The following is a 16,243-nucleotide window of genomic DNA, read 5'->3' on the forward strand; positions in this document are numbered from 1 at the left end:
CTCCATCTCTCCGTGCCACGCCCCTGACCCGACCGGGAGGTGAACCACCTTGTTCCAGCGTCTCAGCGACCGATTGCGGCCAGCCGACCCGGATGACCGCGACGCCGGCCTGTCGATCGTCGAGGTGGTCGTCGCCCTCCTGGTCTTCGCGATCATCTCGGTCGGCTCCATCGTCGCAGTCGGCACGACCCTGGCGTTGTCGAGCGACAATCGCAACCGTGAGGTCGCGGCGAACCTCGCCGCTCAGGCCGTCGACACTGCCCGGGGAGTGAACGACGTCGTCTCGGTCTCGTCGGGAACTACCACGACGACCGTCAACGGCACCATCTTCACGGTCGCCCAGACCGCGGCCTTCGTCACCACCACGGGCGTCGACACGACCTGCACGCCCGCCGCATCGTCCGGCAACGGTTCGCTGTTCTACAAGCGCCTCCAGATCTCCGTGACCTGGCCCGGCATGCGCAAGTCGACGGCCCCGGTCCGCAGCGACACGATCCTCGCGCCCAACAGCCGGCTCAACGACCAGGACACCGGCACGATCCTCGTCGGCGTGAAAGACACCACCGGTGCCGGCGTCTCCGGCCTCGTGGTGACCGTCGAACCCGACGACAAGTCGTCGGCCCCCGGCAAAGCGCTGGCCTCGGCCTCCCGGCCCGGCCTGACGAACGGGGACGGGTGCGCGGTGGCCATCAAGGTGCTGCCCGGCAGCTACAAGGTCACCGTGTCCCGTGCGGACGCAGCCCCGTGGCGGGACGCGTACCAGTCGCAGGCTCCGGTCAAGACGGGGATCGTCGTGGCGAAAGGCGACTCCGCCGGTGTCTCCTTCACCTACGACCTCGGTGACGACTTCGCCGTCAAGTACGCGTCGACCTACACCGGAGGAACCTTCTTGCTGCCGAACGACCTCAAGACCACCGTGCTCGGCGGTCCTCTGCCCTACACGATCAACGGAAACGTCAGCGACGTCTACCTCTTCCCGAAGACGACCGGCTACCAGATGATCGCGGGTGACTACCGCCCGACGGGAGCGGAAGGCGGCAGCTGTCTGTCTCCCGACCCGGCCGCCTGGCCCGCCAACCCGACAGGCAAGACTGCCGTGCGGCAACCCTTCGTGGCGGCGTCGGCGGGTGGTGCGTCGTACGACCTGCCCATGGGCGTCACCACGGTCAAGCTGGCGTCCGCGTCCGACACGGTCATCCAGGCTCGCTCGACGACGGCCCTGAACGGCGACCCCGGATGCGCGGCGACGCAGACCTACACCTTCGACGTGAAGAACAAGACGGCGAAGAACGAGGTGACCATCGCCTTGCCCTACGGCTCGTGGGCGATCACTTCGGGACGATCCACGTCGTCGCTCTCTCCCCTCACCATCAGTGGTTTGATCGGCAGCGTCATCGGCTCGATCTTCGGCGGCACGGGAAGCACTGCGAACGTGGTCACCCTCGACCCGAGGCCCGCCTCGTGACCGGGCTCCGGGAGCTGCTCCACGACCGTGCCCTGGACGCTCGACGTCGGGACGTCGGCCTCAGTCTCGCCGAGCTCCTCGTGGCGATCATGGTCTTCGGAATCATCGTCACCATCGTCACCACGACCTTCATCTCCCTGACGAAGGCGACGGCGCAAGCACGAGGCGTCGACGCCAACACGCGCGTTGCGTCGAACGGCATGAACGAGGTCGCCCGTGTCGTCCGCGCGGCCCGAACCATCCCGACACCCGGGGGCACCGAGGCGACGTCGTTCAGCCTGGCCACCACCGAGAGCATGACGCTGACCACGGCCGTCAACGGCTCGGACTCGTTGACCACCGTGCCGCGGAAGGTGACCTTGAGCATCGCCTCCGACCGCAGCCTCGTCGAGTCGACGGTCGTCGGCACGGCGTTGAAGACCGACTTCTGGCAGTTCGTCTCGACTCCGTCGAAACGGACGCTCGGGGGGGCGGTCGTCACGACCCCGGCCAGCGGCACGCCGCTCTTCACGTACTACGACTTCTCGGGCGCCGTCCTCGCGCCCGACGCGGGCGGCACCCTGAGCCCGACACAGTTGCCGTCGATCGCCTCGGTCCAGATCAGCCTGACGATCGATCGCACGGCGACGCGGTCGAGCCAGGCCGTCACGCTGCAGACCACCGTCTCCCTCTCCAACCTCGTCGGTGGAGCTGCCTCATGACCGCCCTCCGCAGACGTCTCGGTCTCGTCGGTCACGAACGAGATGGCGGCATGGCGATGGCCATCACGATCATCTTCGGCATGGTCCTCGTCATCATGGCCGCCACCGCCCTCACGGTCGCCACGAGTGGACTCAAGAAGTCCTCGGCGGACCAGGACTGGATCGGCGCGCTGGCAGCGGCCTACGCGGGCGTCGAGGAGTACCAGGCGCGTCTGGCCAACGACAACAGCTACCAGCAGTACGGCGACTCCAACGCGCCGTTCAGCAAGGCGACCGGTAGTGCACTCACCTTGCCGACCGGCAAACAGGTGAACAAGGCGTTCGGCCACGGCAGCTCGGGAGGGTGGGCCAGCGTTCCGGGCAGCGCCGATCGGGCTCAGTACCGGTACGAGGTCGACAACTCGAAGTACGTCGCCTCTGGAGCCCTCCGCGTCCGCGCCACGGGCAAGGTCGGAGGGGCCACGCGCAGCGTCATCGCGGACCTGCGCCAGAAGGGGTTCATCGACTACCTGTACTTCACCGACATCGAGTCCCAGGATCCCGTCCTGACCGGCAGTACCAACAAGGACTGTGCGAAACACGCCTGGGAGTCCCGCACCCAAGCCGATAAATGCGGTGAGATCGCGTTCAGCGGCGGCGACACGATCTATGGCCCGGCCCACTCCAACGACACGATGCGCGTCTGTGCCGCCACGTTCAAGGAAGCCGTCAGTACCGCCGACCCGACCCCGGGCAAGACCTACTCCAAGGTCGATTCCAACGGCACGGCATGCAGCGGTGCCTCCTTCGAGAAGGAGCGGGCCAAGGGGGCAGGGCCGGACCAGGTCGCCAGCGTCACGATGCCCGACACCAACAGCGACAAGATCCGCGAGACCCGCACCGACCTGCCGACCGAGGTACCTCGTCCCGGATGCCTCTACACGGGTCCGACCGACATCGTCTTCACGTCCGACGGCAAGATGACCGTCAAGTCGCCGTACTCGAAGATGACCCGCATCTCCAATGACGCAGCGACCAAGGGAACGGCCGACGCCGACTGCGGTCTGCCCGGGACGGCAGCAGGCCAGCTCGGCTCACCCGGTGGAGCGACCATCACGGTCCCGGCCAACAACCTGATCTACGTGCAGGACATCCCCGTCCCACCGTCGGCTGGCGCGGAGCCCAACGTCAACGCCTCGGCGTCCAAGGGCGACCTGACCGAGACGTCCTGCAGCAACAACCACGTGGGGTACCCGACGGCCAAGGAGTCCGTGCCGACGTCGTCCACCGCAGGCGGCCCCGGCAAGGGCGCCTGCGCCTACGGCGCACGAAGCGGTGACGTCTTCGTCAAGGGTGCCTTCCAGGGGCAGTTGACGATCGCTGCGAAGAACTACCTCTACGTCACCGGTGACCTGACCTACTCGACCACCAACGCGAGCACGAACATCCTCGGTCTCGCCAGCGACGGTGTGGCCTGGGTGTGGAACCCGGTGGACGACCGCGGCAGGTCGCTGCTCGGGGACTCCGATCGCGAGATCGACGCCGCCATCATCTCGGTGCAGCACTCGTTCCTTGTCCAGAACTACGCGACGGGTGGTGATCGGGGCACCCTCACGGTCAAGGGGTCGATCACCCAGGCCTACCGAGGCGTCGTCCGCAACGGGTCGAACGGTTACGTCAAGGCGTACACATACGACACCCGCCTGCGCTACCTCGCCCCGCCGAAGTTCCTCAGCCCGGTGACCACCTCGTACGGCGTCACCACGCAGACCGAGGTCAAGGCTGCCTTCACCGCGACAGGAGCGGCCTCGTGATCGTCGCCCCCTGGACCGTGGCCGTCCTCGTGGCCGGTGGCTTCGGCCTCCTGATCGGCTCGTTCCTCAACGTGGTCGTCTACCGCGTGCCCGCCGGCCTCTCGGTCGCCCGACCCGCCAGTGCCTGCCCCGGTTGCAGCACTCCCATCCGTCGCCGCGACAACGTGCCCGTGGTCAGTTGGCTCGCCCTCGGTGGAAAGTGCCGCGACTGCCGGACGTCCATCTCGGCCCGCTACCCGATCGTCGAGCTGGCCACCGGCTTGTTCTTCGTGCTCGTGGCCGCCCGTCTCTGGCCGCTGACGGACGTGCCGACCGAGGCGCTGCCGCTCGTCTCGCGCCTCCTCTCGCTCGTCGCCTTCCTCTGGCTGGCCGGCATCAGCGTCGCGCTCGCCGTGATCGACCTCGAGCACCACCGGTTGCCGAACGCGATCGTTCTGCCGTCCTACGTGGTCGGGGGCGTCCTCCTGGCCGCCTCGAGCATCCTCGTCGGTGACTGGTCGGCCCTCGTCCGTGCCGCCATCGGGCTGACTTCACTCTTCGCCTTCTACCTGATCGCCGCTCTGTCGTACCCGGGCGGCATGGGCTTCGGCGACGTCAAGCTCGCCGGCGTCCTCGGCCTGTACCTCGCCTGGCTCGGCTGGGGCGAGTTCGCCGTGGGGGCCTTCGCGGCGTTCCTGCTCGGCGGCGTCTTCGCCGTCGTCCTCCTCGTCACCCGGCGCGTGCAGCGCACGGGTGGCATCCCCTTCGGACCCTGGATGCTCGCGGGCGCCTGGGTCGGCGTCTTCGCCGGCGGCACCGTCGCCACGGCGTACCTCACCCTCCTCGGCCTGGCATGACCCGGCGAGCTGACAGAGAGCAGAACTGATGGGCAAGAACATCGTGGGCATCGACATCGGCAGCCGCTTCGTGCGCGCGGTCGAGGTCGCCGACGCCGACAAGGCCAAGCCGACCATCGTGCGTTTCAGCGAGGTCGCGCTGCCCGACGGCGCCGCCAGCCGCGGCGAGGTCATCGAATCGCAGACCATGGCCGGCACGCTCAAACAGCTCTGGTCGGCAGGGGGCTTCAAGAGCAAACGCGTCGTGCTCGGCATGGGCAATCAACGGGTGCTCGCGCGTGACATGACCGTGCCCAAGGCCTCGCACCAACGCATCCGCGAGATGTTGCCGTTCCAGGTGCAGGACATGCTGCCCGTGCCGGTCGCCGACGCCCTGCTCGACTTCTACCCGTACGCCGAGGGGCTCGGCGAGAACGGTCCCGTCGTCCACGGGCTGCTGATCGCGGCCGTCAAGGACGCCGTCCTCGGCAACGTCCAGGCCAGCAAGCTCGCCGGCCTGACCACGCTGGGGGTCGACCTGATCCCGTTCTCGAACACGCGCCTCCTCGTCACCCGTCCACGCATCGCGGGCACGGTGGCCCTCGTCGAGATCGGTCACAGCACGACCTCGGTGATCATGATCGCCGACGGCGTCCCCCAGTTCGTGCGCATCATCCCTTCGGGGGGCGACGACGTCACCCAGGCCGTCGCGGCGAAGCTCGAGGTCTCCGCCCAGGTGGCCGAGGGCATCAAGTTCGGCCGCGGCCTGGCCACGACCGTCACGACGCCCGACGAACAGGCCGCTTCGAGCGCCATCTTCGAATCGGTCAACGAATTGCTCGGCTCGCTCCGCAACACGATCCAGTACTACGTCAACACCCGCCCGACCGAGACCGTCGCGGGCATCATGATCGCCGGCGGGGGAGCGGCCCTGCCGGGCCTGCCCGAGGCGCTCAGCGAGGTCACCCGCCTGCCGGTGGCCCTCGCCGACCCGTTCGCGACGGTGGGCTTCGCCAAGAACCTCGACGAGGCCGCCCTGCGGTCCCGGTCGACCGACCTGACCGTGGCCCTCGGCCTGGCCCTGGGGAGTGCAGCATGAGAACCCGCGGAAAAGACACCGGCATCACCGTAGGAGGCGCGCCCCGCGTCGACCTGCTGCCTCCCGAGGTGCGGGCGGAACGTCGTACCGCGGCGTTCACCCGCCGGGCCTGGGCGGGCGTGGCCGTCGTCGCTGTCGTGGCAGCCATAGGTTCGGGTGCTGCCTTCCTGCAGCGAGTCCAGGCCGAGGACGCACTGGTGATGGCCCAGGCGGAGACTCAGGCGCTGCTCATGTCCCAGACCAAGTACGCCGACCTCAAGGCGACCCAGAGGAAGATGGCCGTCGCGATCGCCGCCGAGAAGGTCGGGGGTTCCACCGACATCGACTGGCCGTCGTATCTCGAGAAGGTGCAGGGCACCCTGCCGGTGGGGGTGACCGTCGTCAGCGTCTCGCTGGACCAGGCCTCTCCGCTCGCGCAGTACGCACAGCCGACCGCGCCCCTCCAGGGTTCCCGGGTCGCCACTCTCACCTTCCAGGCGACGAGTCCCACCCTGCCGTCCGTCCCCGACTGGCTGAACGGACTCGCGACCCTGCCCGGCTTCGCAGACGCGCAACCCGGCTCGGTCACCCTCGACGACGGGCTGTACAAGGCCGACATCACCATGCACATCACAGCGGACGCCTTCTCGGGCCGCTTCGACCAGAAGGCCGGTGAGTGATCGTGGATCGCACCCGCATGCTCTTGATCGCCGCGGCGCTGACCGGCGTGGTCGTCCTCGCCTTGGGGTTCCTCGTCGGAGTCCAGCCACAGCTCGCGGCAGCCGCCGCGGCAGGCGAGCAGCAGTCGAACGTCGAACAACAGAACGGAGGCCTGAGGCAGAGTCTGACCCAGCTCGCGAAGGACGACGCCGAACTGCCGGCGTTGAAATCCGAGCTCGGGACGCTCACGACTTCCGTCCCCTCCCAGGCAGCGCTGTCGTCGTTCCTGACCCAGCTCGACGAGCTGGCGACGGCGTCGGGCACCACGGTCACGGGCTTCACGTCGTCGGACGCCGTGTCGTACGAACCCGTCGTCGTCGACACGACGGCCACAGACGCCGCTGCAGCCGCGGCCTCGGACCCGGCCGCGAACGACGGCGCGACGGCGACAGCCACGGCGCCCGTCCTGCCGACGGCGCCCGAACTGGTCACGGACCCCGAGATCACGGCGTCGAACTTCTCCTCCATCTCGATCACGGTCAGCATCAACGGCAGCTACGCCCAGGCCCTGGACTTCGTCTCGAAGCTGCAGGGGGGCTCGCGACTTTTCCTCGTGACGGCCTTCGCCAGCACCGGCAGCTCGGAAGGCGGCGACACGTCTGCCGTCCCGGACCAGTGGACCGTCGGCGGTCTCGTCTACGTCCTCCAGGACGCCGCCGCGACCCAGGCCTCCCAGGCCGCCGAGACGCCCACGACCACCGCCGAGGGCACCGACGGCACGAGCTCGGACACGGCCGCCGGCGAGTAGTCCAACGGCTCGTGCAGGCGCGTAGCCTCGAAGGATGTCCCGCGCCGTCTACGCCGTCATGGGCACCGTCCTCTTCGGTGCGCTCGTCATCATGGTCGCGGGGTTCGAGGCGCTGCTGCTCGACCGCGATCCGATCGACGAACCCGACGCTGGCACGCTGCTCGGGCCTCTGATGGTCGCCGCCGCCGTGCTCGTCGTCCTGCTCTCGTTGTTGCGGTCGGCGGCCCTCTCCGACGCCCGCGACGACAGGGCTCCGGAGGTGCGGGGCACGTTCCTCGCCCAGCCCGCCGTGTTCGCGCGCCCGGCGGGCTCGGGCGCGACGCGCTCCGGCACCGGTGACGAGGTGGCCGGCCCCCGAGGGCCCGCACCGCACCTCCTCGTCGTCGCGATCGTCACCGCGGCCCTCGTGTACGTCCTGATGCTCGCCGTCGGGGGAGTCGTCTACGGCCTCGTGCGCCAAGAGGTCGTCTGGGTGCTGCTCTTCGCCGCCCGGTACGCCGTGTCACCGTTCGTGATCGGCTCCGCGGTGTGCGCCGGACTCGTCGTCGGGGGCACGCTCGCGGTGTCCCGAGTCGACCCGGGGCGTTCCGACCCTCGACCATTTGATTAAGGCACTACCGCAAGATAAGCTCTTTCGGGTGTGCGCCTGACCGCGCGCCCGAATAAAAGCCCCCTCGACCTCGCGGCCGAGACGGGCAGACCGTCTCGGTCACCGAGACGAGGATGCCGGCTGATCAGCCGGACAGAGCAGAGCGATGCGAGAGCAGCGCGACTCGGCGTGTTCGAGAGGACGACGTCGAGATCCGATGAGGAGAACCAGTGCCAACTATTCAGCAGCTGGTCCGCAAGGGACGCACGCCGAAGGTCGTCAAGACCAAGGCCCCCGCCCTGAAGGCCAACCCCCAGCAGCGTGGCGTGTGCACCCGTGTGTACACCACCACCCCCAAGAAGCCGAACTCGGCGCTCCGCAAGGTCGCCCGTGTCAAGCTCTCGAACGGCACCGAGGTCACCGCCTACATCCCCGGCGAGGGTCACAACCTGCAAGAGCACTCGATGGTGCTCGTCCGCGGCGGTCGTGTGAAAGACCTCCCCGGTGTGCGTTACAAGATCGTCCGTGGCGCGCTCGACACCCAGGCCGTCAAGAACCGCAAGCAGGCGCGCAGCCGCTACGGAGCGAAAGCAGAGAAGAAGTAATGCCTCGTAAAGGACCCGCTCCCAAGCGCCCTGTCGTCGCCGACCCGGTCTACGGTGCTCCGATCGTCAGCCAGCTCGTCAACAAGATCCTCCTCGACGGCAAGAAGGGCCTCGCCGAGCGCATCGTCTACGGTGCTCTCGCCGGCGTCTCCGCCAAGAACGACCAGGACGCGGTCGCCACGCTGAAGAAGGCGCTCGACAACGTGCGCCCCACGCTCGAGGTCCGCTCGCGTCGCGTCGGCGGTTCGACCTACCAGGTCCCCGTCGAGGTCAAGCCCCACCGCGCCAACACCCTGGCCCTCCGCTGGCTCACCAGCTACGCCAAGGCTCGTCGCGAGAAGACGATGACCGAGCGTCTCATGAACGAGATCCTCGACGCGTCGAACGGTCTCGGCGCCGCTGTCAAGCGTCGCGAAGACACGCACAAGATGGCCGAGTCGAACAAGGCCTTCGCGCACTACCGCTGGTAACCGGCACGAGGAGGCGCGGTGTGCGCACGACGCGCACCGCACCTCCTCGTCCCCCCAACTTCCCCACCTACCCCTTCGGAGGAACCTGTGGCACAGGACGTGCTCACCGACCTGAACAAGGTCCGCAACATCGGCATCATGGCGCACATCGATGCTGGCAAGACGACGACCACCGAGCGCATCCTGTACTACACGGGCATCACCCACAAGATCGGTGAGGTGCACGACGGTGCAGCCACCATGGACTGGATGGCGCAAGAGCAAGAGCGTGGCATCACGATCACCTCGGCGGCGACGACCTGCTTCTGGAACAAGAACCAGATCAACATCATCGACACCCCCGGCCACGTCGACTTCACGGTCGAGGTCGAGCGTTCGCTTCGCGTGCTCGACGGTGCCGTCGCCGTCTTCGACGGCAAAGAGGGCGTCGAGCCTCAGTCCGAGACCGTCTGGCGTCAGGCCGACAAGTACGACGTGCCGCGCATCTGCTTCGTCAACAAGATGGACAAGCTCGGTGCCGACTTCTACTTCACGGTCGACACGATCATCAACCGCCTCGGCGCCAAGCCGCTGGTGATGCAGCTCCCGATCGGTTCCGAGAGCTCCTTCGAGGGCGTCGTCGACCTGGTCGAGATGCGTGCCCTCACGTGGCGTGGTGACGCCAAGGGAGACGTCGAGCTGGGCGCGAAGTACGAGATCGAAGAGATCCCGGAAGACCTCAAGGAGAAGGCCGCGGAGTACCGCGCCAAGCTGCTCGAGACCGTCGCCGAGTCCGACGACGTGCTGCTCGAGAAGTACTTCGGTGGCGAAGAGCTCACGATCGCCGAGATCAAGGGTGCCGTCCGCAAGATGACGGTCAACTCCGAGCTCTACCCGATCTTCTGCGGTTCGGCCTTCAAGAACCGCGGCGTGCAGCCGATGCTCGACGCGGTCATCGACTACCTGCCTTCGCCGCTCGACGTGCCTCCCATGGAGGGCCACGACGTCCGCGACGCCGAGAAGATCATCATCCGCAAGCCCGAGTCGAGCGAGCCCTTCTCGGCTCTCGCCTTCAAGGTCGCGGTGCACCCCTTCTTCGGTCGTCTCACCTACGTCCGCGTCTACTCGGGTTCGATCGAGTCCGGCGCCCAGGTCATCAACTCGACCAAGGACAAGAAAGAGCGCATCGGCAAGATCTTCCAGATGCACTCCAACAAGGAGAACCCCGTCGACAGTGTGACCGCGGGTCACATCTACGCCGTCATCGGGCTCAAGTTCACCACCACCGGTGACACCTTGTGCGATCCGTCCGAGCAGATCGTCCTCGAGTCGATGACGTTCCCCGAGCCCGTCATCGAGGTCGCCATCGAGCCGAAGACCAAGGCCGACCAAGAGAAGCTGTCGCTGGCCATCCAGAAGCTCGCCGAAGAAGACCCGACGTTCCGCGTCGAGCTCAACGCCGAGACGGGCCAGACGGTCATCAAGGGCATGGGCGAGCTCCACCTCGACATCCTGGTCGACCGCATGAAGCGCGAGTTCAACGTCGAGGCCAACGTGGGCAAGCCCCAGGTCGCGTACCGCGAGACCCTCAAGAAGGGCATCGAGCGTTACGACTACACCCACAAGAAGCAGACCGGTGGTTCGGGTCAGTTCGCCAAGGTGCAGATCGCTCTCGAGCCCTTCGAGGTCACGGCCGAGTCGACCTACGAGTTCGTCAACAAGGTCACCGGTGGTCGCATCCCCCGCGAGTACATCCCGTCGGTCGATGCCGGAATCCAGGACGCCATGCAGGTCGGCGTGCTCGCCGGCTACCCGACGGTTGGCGTCCGCGCGCTCCTGCTCGACGGTGCGGCGCACGACGTCGACTCGTCCGAGATGGCGTTCAAGATCGCTGGGTCGATCGCCTACAAAGAGGCGGCTCGCAAGGCCCAGCCCGTTCTCCTCGAGCCGCTCATGGCGGTCGAGGTCCGTACGCCCGAGGAATACATGGGCGACGTCATCGGCGACCTCAGCTCGCGACGCGGGCAGATCTCGTCGATGGAAGACGCCAGTGGTGTGAAGGTCGTTCGGGCCAGCGTGCCGCTGTCGGAGATGTTCGGTTACGTCGGAGACCTGCGGTCGAAGACCTCGGGCCGGGCCGTCTACTCGATGACGTTCGAGTCGTACCAAGAGGTGCCCTCGGCCGTCGCCGAAGAGATCATCCAGAAGAACAAGGGCGAATAGTCCTGAACCGCGTGGTCGTCCGACGACCGCGTAACATGTACACACACCAATCCGCGAGGCGTCCGGTAGGCCGGGTCATCGACCCGGCCCCCGGCCGCACCGCAACCGAGTCCTGAGGAGGACCCACAGTGGCTAAGGCCAAGTTCGAGCGGACCAAGCCGCACGTCAACATCGGAACCATCGGTCACGTCGACCACGGCAAGACCACGCTCACCGCGGCGATCACCAAGGTCCTGCACGACAAGTACCCCGACCTCAACACGGCGTCGGCGTTCGACCAGATCGACAACTCGCCTGAAGAGAAGCAGCGCGGCATCACGATCAACATCTCGCACGTCGAGTACCAGACCGAGAAGCGCCACTACGCTCACGTCGACGCTCCCGGCCACGCCGACTACGTCAAGAACATGATCACCGGTGCGGCTCAGATGGACGGCGCGATCCTCGTCGTCGCCGCCACCGACGGTCCCATGCCCCAGACGCGTGAGCACGTGCTGCTCGCTCGCCAGGTCGGCGTTCCCTACATCGTCGTCGCGCTGAACAAGGCCGACATGGTCGATGACGAAGAGATCATGGAGCTCGTCGAGCTCGAGGTCCGCGAGCTCCTCTCGAGCCAGGAGTTCGACGGCGACAACGCCCCGATCGTCCAGGTCTCCGCTCTCAAGGCCCTCGAGGGCGACGAGAAGTGGGCCGAGACGGTCGCCGAGCTGATGAACGCCGTCGACGAGAACGTGCCCGAGCCCGTTCGCGCCACCGACCAGCCCTTCCTCATGCCCATCGAGGACGTCTTCACGATCACCGGTCGTGGCACCGTCGTCACCGGTCGTGTCGAGCGCGGTCAGCTCAACGTCAACGAAGAGGTCGAGATCGTCGGCATCCGCCCGACCGTCAAGACCACCGTCACCGGCATCGAGATGTTCCGCAAGCTGCTCGACTCGGCTCAGGCCGGCGACAACACCGGTCTGCTCCTTCGCGGCACCAAGCGCGAAGACGTCGAGCGCGGCCAGGTCGTCGTCAAGCCCGGTTCGGTCACGCCGCACACCGAGTTCGAGGCGAACGTCTACATCCTTTCGAAGGACGAGGGCGGCCGTCACAACCCGTTCTACGCGAACTACCGTCCGCAGTTCTACTTCCGCACCACCGACGTCACGGGTGTCATCACGCTGCCCGAGGGCACCGAGATGGTCATGCCCGGCGACACGACCGAGATCAGCGTCCAGCTGATCCAGCCGATCGCCATGGAAGCCGGCCTGCGTTTCGCCATCCGCGAGGGTGGTCGCACGGTTGGTGCCGGTACGGTCACCGAGATCAAGAAGTAACCACTGCCTCGGCAGTGCTGCTGATCTGACGAAAAGAGGTCAGGCCCCACGGGGTCTGGCCTCTTTCGCGTTCCCGGTGCACGATGGAACGGACGTCGGAGGGTCCGGCGCCGACAGGAGGACGTCATGGCTGGCTTCGACGACATCACCAAGAAGGCCCAGGCCTTCCTGAAGGACGGCAAGGTGCAAGAGGCACTGAAGAGCGAGAAAGCCGAGGGCGTCAGCGACAACATCCTCGACGCCGTCGCCAACGCGACCGACAAGGCCACCGGTGGCAAGCACAGCGACAAGATCCAGCAGGCGAAAGAGCAGGCCGACAAGAAGCTCGGCAACCAATAGCTCCACGTCGCGAAGCCCCCTCCTCACGGCGGGGGCTTCGCTGTACCCCGCCCAGCCCCCTCGGCGACGAGCGGTGTTCACTCGACCGATGCCGCGCCTCCGGAGGACCGATTCGAGCCGCCCCGGGTTGACCCGGGTCAAAGCCGGACGTGGTTTCTCGTACCGCACCGCCGACGGGACCGCCGTCGCAGACACCGAGTTGCGAGGCCGCATCGAGGCGCTCGCCATCCCGCCGGCTTGGACCGACGTCTGGATCTCCCCTTACGAGAACGGCCACATCCAGGCCACCGGCCTCGATGCGGCAGGGCGACGCCAGTACATCTACCACCCGACCTGGCGCGAACAGAAGGACCGCATCAAGTTCGACCGGGCGCTGGCCCTCGCCGAGTCCCTGCCGACGGCCCGTCGCTTCGTCACCCGCGACCTCCGACTCGACGGGGCCGGTCGGGACCGGGTACTGGCGGCGGCGTTCCGCATGCTCGACACCGGTTCGTTGCGCGTGGGCTCCGAGCGTTACGCCCAAGAGCACGGCAGCCACGGCCTCTCCACCCTGCTCTGCGCGCACGCGACCGTGTCGGGCGACACCGTCGCGTTGGCGTTCCCCGGCAAGAGCGGGCAGGACTGGGACTCCGAGATCCGGGACGCCGACCTCGCGGCCGTCGTCCGCAGCCTCAAACGACGAGGCGGACGAGCCCGGTTGCTGGCCTGGAAGGTCGACGCCGGGGGAGCGAAGGAGGCGCGGGCGGCTTGGCACCCCCTCCGGGCGACCGAGATCAACGAGTACGTCAAAGAGAAGGCGGGCGACGAGTTCACGGCAAAGGACTTCCGCACCTTGCACGGTACCGTCGCCGCTGCCGTCAGCCTGGCCCGTTCCGGGCCGCAGGCGACGGCCTCCCGCCAGTCGAGGTCGCTCGCGCAGGCGATGCGCGCCGCCGCCGCCGTGCTGGGCAACACCCCGGCCATCGCGAAGTCCTCGTACGTCGATCCCCGGCTGGTCGACGCCTACCGCCACGGTGAGACGATCGACCCTGCCCGCGTCCACGCCGCGGAGTCCGAGATCAGGGCGTTGCTGTTCCGCTGAGGCCGCTCAGGGGCGTCGACGTCTCGCAGTCCGCAGAGGGACCCCGTCGTGACGTAACCTAGAGGGTCGCGTCCCGTTCGGGGCGCCCGAGAGGAACAACTGCAGTGACTGACGAGTGCATCCACGGATTCGAGCGAGAGTTGTGCGACATCTGCGCTCCCCGCAAGCGGGAGGGCGTCGCCGATGGCATGCCCTCGGCCGCCGCACGGTCGGTCACCACCCGCCGCCGCCCCTCCAATCGCAAGCCCGAGTCGTTGCGCAGCACGCCCGCACTGGCCCGTGACTCCGCCGCCGTGGCCGTGGCCGCACAGTCGGCCGCCGCTCCTGTCCCCGAGTTCTCCACCCAACGCGCCTACCACTGGACCCACGTCTCGAACCTGCCCGGCATCCTCGAGGCCGGCGCCCTGCGAGCCGAAGCCAGCCCCGTGCTCGACATCAGCTCCGAGGCCACACGCGCCCTCCGCGCCTCCGTTACGACCGCCTCGGGCCAGCCCGTCGCCGCGCACGTCCCGTTCTCGCTGTCGCCCCACGCGACCGCCTGGGACGCCGTCCGTACCGGCGCCGAGGGCTACGAGTGGTCCGAGGCCGCACGTGAGGCCCGCGCGATCGACTTCGTCATGCTCGTCGTTCCCGTCGCCTCGCTCGGAGACGACTTCGTGGTGACCGAGGGTGATGCGGCCGTCGAAGGCGTCCGCGCAGCCGCAGGGCTCGACGACGCGTCGTCGATGGTTCGTCGTTTCAGCCTGAAGGACCCCGACCTCCTCGGCCCCGAGGTGCTCGTCCCGGGAACGGTGCCCTTCTCGTCGGTGACCCTCGTCGGCGTCCCGAACGACAAGGTCCGCGATGCCGTCAAAGAGACGCTCGCCGAGCTGGGTGCCGCGGCACCACGGGTCGCCGTCTACCCGCCGTGGTTCCGCCCGGCCCCGGTCGTCGAAGCGGTCTGAGATCCGCGACACGCCCGGGTTGCAGCAAATGCAGGCGTGTGGCAAAATCGTCTAGTTCAACATTTCGAGCCTGGCCTCTGCGCCGGGTGTCGGATCACTGCCAGGCAGTGCACAGACGCAAGGCGTCTGGGCCGCGGGTAGAAGGACGCATCTCACAACGAAACCACCACCGTGACCTTGGGTCGCGGTGCGCCGGGGCGAAGCCCCGGGTGCAGGTGGCGGTGGCGAAGATGGCCCTCCCCGGGTCCTTCCTCGCGGGCACCGGCCGGTTTCGGCAGATGGATTGACACAAGAACAGCGGTACGCGAGAGACACGTAGTGCCAATAGATGTTCGCCCAGCGAACAGCGTCAGGCGGCCCTCGAGGTGCGCGACGTCCGAACGAGAGAGAGTCACACATGGCGGGACAGAAGATCCGCATCCGACTTAAGTCGTATGACCACGAGGTCATCGACACTTCCGCGCGCAAGATCGTCGACACGGTCACCCGCGCGGGCGCTACGGTCGTCGGCCCCGTGCCGCTCCCGACCGAGAAGAACGTGGTCGTCGTGATCCGTTCGCCCCACAAGTACAAGGACTCGCGCGAGCACTTTGAGAAGCGCACGCACAAGCGCCTCATCGACATCGTCGACCCGACGCCGAAGGCCGTCGACTCGCTCATGCGTCTCGACCTGCCTGCCGACGTCAACATCGAGATCAAGCTGTAGGGGGGCGACCATGACCATCAGCACCACCAAGAACGTCAAGGGCCTGCTCGGCAAGAAGCTCGGCATGACCCAGGTCTGGGACGAGAACAACAAGCTCGTCCCCGTCACCGTCGTCGAGATCGCCCCGAACGTCGTGACCCAGGTCCGCTCGCTCGAGAAGGACGGCTACACCGCCGTGCAGATCGCGGCCGGCCAGATCGACCCCCGCAAGTCGAACAAGCCCGCCACGGGTCACTTCGACGCCGCGGGCGTCACGCCCCGCCGTCACCTCACCGAGGTCCGCACCGCCGACGCCGCCGAGTACGCACTCGGCCAGGAGCTCACGGTCGACACCTTCGAGGCCGGCCAGAAGGTCGACGTCGTCGGCACCTCCAAGGGCAAGGGCTTCGCCGGCGTCATGAAGCGTCACAACTTCAAGGGCGTCAGCGCCTCGCACGGTGCCCACCGCAACCACCGCAAGCCCGGTTCGATCGGCGCCTCCTCGACCCCCAGCCGTGTCTTCAAGGGCATGCGCATGGCCGGTCGCATGGGTGGCGAGCGCGTCACCATCCTCAACCTCACGGTGCACGCCGTCGACGCCGAGAAGGGTCTGCTGCTCGTCAAGGGCGCCGTCCCCGGTGCTCGCGGCCGCATCGTTTTCGTCCGCACCGCCGTGAAGGGGAAGTAGC

General features: G+C 67.5%; 17 protein-coding genes. All 17 read left to right on the forward strand.

The window, feature by feature from the left end; all coding sequences use genetic code 11:
- The first annotated feature begins 49 nt into the window (after window positions 1-49).
- The 17 genes from HRF36_RS08645 to rplC all read left to right on the forward strand — a co-directional run bounded on the left by HRF36_RS08645 (window position 50) and on the right by rplC (window position 16,242).
- Window positions 50-1,465 (forward strand): carboxypeptidase-like regulatory domain-containing protein, encoded by a 1,416-nt coding sequence (locus HRF36_RS08645; RefSeq protein WP_173208946.1) that lies wholly within the window; start codon window positions 50-52, stop codon window positions 1,463-1,465.
- Window positions 1,462-2,166: a type II secretion system protein J gene (locus tag HRF36_RS08650; protein WP_173208948.1), complete on the forward strand. Its 705-nt coding sequence runs from the start codon at window positions 1,462-1,464 to the stop codon at window positions 2,164-2,166. Before HRF36_RS08645 ends, HRF36_RS08650 begins: the two co-directional genes overlap by 4 nt.
- Window positions 2,163-3,959, forward strand: a complete 1,797-nt coding sequence (locus tag HRF36_RS08655) for a hypothetical protein (protein WP_173208950.1) — start codon at window positions 2,163-2,165, stop codon at window positions 3,957-3,959. The genes HRF36_RS08650 and HRF36_RS08655 overlap by 4 nt, the downstream gene beginning before the upstream one ends.
- Window positions 3,956-4,795 carry an A24 family peptidase gene (locus HRF36_RS08660; protein ID WP_173208952.1) on the forward strand — a complete coding sequence of 280 codons (840 nt, stop codon included), beginning with the start codon at window positions 3,956-3,958 and terminating at the stop codon, window positions 4,793-4,795. Before HRF36_RS08655 ends, HRF36_RS08660 begins: the two co-directional genes overlap by 4 nt.
- 28 nt (window positions 4,796-4,823) lie before the next feature.
- Window positions 4,824-5,873 (forward strand): type IV pilus assembly protein PilM, encoded by a 1,050-nt coding sequence (gene pilM, locus HRF36_RS08665; protein ID WP_173208954.1) that lies wholly within the window; start codon window positions 4,824-4,826, stop codon window positions 5,871-5,873.
- On the forward strand, window positions 5,870-6,532 hold the full coding sequence (locus HRF36_RS08670) for a hypothetical protein (RefSeq protein WP_173208956.1): 663 nt from the start codon (window positions 5,870-5,872) through the stop codon (window positions 6,530-6,532). Before pilM ends, HRF36_RS08670 begins: the two co-directional genes overlap by 4 nt.
- A 2-nt stretch (window positions 6,533-6,534) precedes the next feature.
- Window positions 6,535-7,320: a hypothetical protein gene (locus HRF36_RS08675; RefSeq protein ID WP_173208957.1), complete on the forward strand. Its 786-nt coding sequence runs from the start codon at window positions 6,535-6,537 to the stop codon at window positions 7,318-7,320.
- 34 nt (window positions 7,321-7,354) lie between these two features.
- Complete coding sequence (locus HRF36_RS08680) at window positions 7,355-7,930, forward strand: DUF6121 family protein (RefSeq protein WP_173208959.1); 576 nt, start codon at window positions 7,355-7,357, stop codon at window positions 7,928-7,930.
- 209 nt (window positions 7,931-8,139) lie between these two features.
- Window positions 8,140-8,514, forward strand: a complete 375-nt coding sequence (rpsL, locus tag HRF36_RS08685; RefSeq protein ID WP_056043579.1) for a 30S ribosomal protein S12 — start codon at window positions 8,140-8,142, stop codon at window positions 8,512-8,514.
- The gene (gene rpsG / locus HRF36_RS08690; protein WP_055799861.1) at window positions 8,514-8,984 is read left to right on the forward strand and encodes a 30S ribosomal protein S7; all 471 of its coding nucleotides are present in this window, start codon (window positions 8,514-8,516) and stop codon (window positions 8,982-8,984) included. The genes rpsL and rpsG overlap by 1 nt, the downstream gene beginning before the upstream one ends.
- Before the next feature lie 87 nt (window positions 8,985-9,071).
- Window positions 9,072-11,186 carry an elongation factor G gene (fusA, locus tag HRF36_RS08695; protein ID WP_173208961.1) on the forward strand — a complete coding sequence of 705 codons (2,115 nt, stop codon included), beginning with the start codon at window positions 9,072-9,074 and terminating at the stop codon, window positions 11,184-11,186.
- A 128-nt stretch (window positions 11,187-11,314) separates the two neighbouring features.
- Window positions 11,315-12,505 carry an elongation factor Tu gene (tuf, locus tag HRF36_RS08700; protein ID WP_173208962.1) on the forward strand — a complete coding sequence of 397 codons (1,191 nt, stop codon included), beginning with the start codon at window positions 11,315-11,317 and terminating at the stop codon, window positions 12,503-12,505.
- A 126-nt stretch (window positions 12,506-12,631) separates the two neighbouring features.
- Entirely contained in the window at window positions 12,632-12,844 is a 213-nt protein-coding gene (locus HRF36_RS08705) for an Rv0909 family putative TA system antitoxin (RefSeq protein WP_173208964.1), read from the forward strand.
- Window positions 12,845-12,932: 88 nt separating this feature from the next.
- Entirely contained in the window at window positions 12,933-13,925 is a 993-nt protein-coding gene (locus tag HRF36_RS08710; RefSeq protein ID WP_173208966.1) for a DNA topoisomerase IB, read from the forward strand.
- 104 nt (window positions 13,926-14,029) lie between these two features.
- Window positions 14,030-14,869 carry a DarT ssDNA thymidine ADP-ribosyltransferase family protein gene (locus HRF36_RS08715; RefSeq protein WP_173208968.1) on the forward strand — a complete coding sequence of 280 codons (840 nt, stop codon included), beginning with the start codon at window positions 14,030-14,032 and terminating at the stop codon, window positions 14,867-14,869.
- A gap of 397 nt (window positions 14,870-15,266) precedes the next feature.
- Window positions 15,267-15,575 (forward strand): 30S ribosomal protein S10, encoded by a 309-nt coding sequence (gene rpsJ, locus HRF36_RS08720; protein ID WP_043593369.1) that lies wholly within the window; start codon window positions 15,267-15,269, stop codon window positions 15,573-15,575.
- 16 nt (window positions 15,576-15,591) lie between these two features.
- Window positions 15,592-16,242 (forward strand): 50S ribosomal protein L3, encoded by a 651-nt coding sequence (gene rplC, locus HRF36_RS08725; protein WP_167599061.1) that lies wholly within the window; start codon window positions 15,592-15,594, stop codon window positions 16,240-16,242.
- The last annotated feature ends 1 nt before the right edge of the window (window position 16,243 follow it).

This window comes from Frigoribacterium sp. VKM Ac-2836 (assembly GCF_013248995.1).
In the GTDB taxonomy this organism is placed as follows: domain Bacteria; phylum Actinomycetota; class Actinomycetes; order Actinomycetales; family Microbacteriaceae; genus Frigoribacterium.

What these genes read in the sequence shown, in the direction of transcription:
- HRF36_RS08655 (WP_173208950.1), top strand. Translation starts at nt 2,163, where the DNA reads ATGACCGCCCTCCGCAGACGTCTCGGTCTCGTCGGTCACGAACGAGAT.
- pilM (WP_173208954.1), top strand. Translation starts at nt 4,824, where the DNA reads ATGGGCAAGAACATCGTGGGCATCGACATCGGCAGCCGCTTCGTGCGC.
- HRF36_RS08670 (WP_173208956.1), top strand. Translation starts at nt 5,870, where the DNA reads ATGAGAACCCGCGGAAAAGACACCGGCATCACCGTAGGAGGCGCGCCC.
- HRF36_RS08680 (WP_173208959.1), top strand. Translation starts at nt 7,355, where the DNA reads ATGTCCCGCGCCGTCTACGCCGTCATGGGCACCGTCCTCTTCGGTGCG.
- rpsG (WP_055799861.1), top strand. Translation starts at nt 8,514, where the DNA reads ATGCCTCGTAAAGGACCCGCTCCCAAGCGCCCTGTCGTCGCCGACCCG.
- HRF36_RS08705 (WP_173208964.1), top strand. Translation starts at nt 12,632, where the DNA reads ATGGCTGGCTTCGACGACATCACCAAGAAGGCCCAGGCCTTCCTGAAG.
- HRF36_RS08710 (WP_173208966.1), top strand. Translation starts at nt 12,933, where the DNA reads ATGCCGCGCCTCCGGAGGACCGATTCGAGCCGCCCCGGGTTGACCCGG.
- rpsJ (WP_043593369.1), top strand. Translation starts at nt 15,267, where the DNA reads ATGGCGGGACAGAAGATCCGCATCCGACTTAAGTCGTATGACCACGAG.